1 protein-coding gene is annotated in these 807 nt (G+C 44.0%); it reads left to right on the plus strand.

Features of this window, described 5'->3' with window-relative positions; all coding sequences use genetic code 11:
- The coding region (locus A3735_RS30305; protein ID WP_197485677.1) for a hypothetical protein at positions 1–807 on the plus strand (807 nt) is incomplete at both ends.

Consider the following 807-nt stretch of genomic DNA (forward strand, 5'->3'; position numbering starts at 1 on the left):
GCGCCTTGCTCGGTGCTTATGCAATGCAAGAGGATGTTATTGATGCAAAACATATTAAGAGCGCATACGCGGAAATACAGGGGCCAAAGTTTAAGCAGCCACTAAAACTAAGTTCGTCAATCAAAAGGGGGATAATTGCTGTCCTGCTAACAATAATTGCCAGTATTGGAGTATTTGCTTTGGACAAGCGATACGACAACAGAATAGCTGAGCTGGAAAGTATAATCTCTTCTTCCAAAACAGAGCCCGAGCTGCACCCAGCCTCAGTAAAACAAATCACTCCTGAAGAGGGCGACGACTCCAAGGCTATATCAGAAAGCGGTACTTCAGCAGAAGAAGTGGCAGATTTACAGCAATTTTCAACTACGGAAAAAAGCCCCGCTAAGGCTCCTTATGCTGATAACTCATCAATACAGATCCCGATCATTAACGACCTATCTTCTCTCAAAACCCAGAAAGATGATCGATATCATGCATATCGCATGATTTTAGAGCGTTGGGGAATCGACTATCCTTTAGCCCCCTTTATGCTGGCCTGTGATTACGCCGAAATGTACGGTCTTAAGTGCTTGCATAAAAATGGTAATTGGCGCTCGTTACTAAAGTTAGACCGACCCGCGGTGTTAACCCTAGTCAATGACTATGGCGAGTCGCTATATATCGCAATACTGGGGGTTGAAGGTAGTGATGCCTTGGTTTCACATAAGAATGAGAAGTATTGGGTTTCTCTTGACGAAGTTGATCGCTACTGGTTTGGGGAGTACTCAATTGTTTGGAAGGTTCCTCCTTACAAATCGAATCTCGTAA

Source organism: Oleiphilus sp. HI0061 (assembly GCF_001635675.1).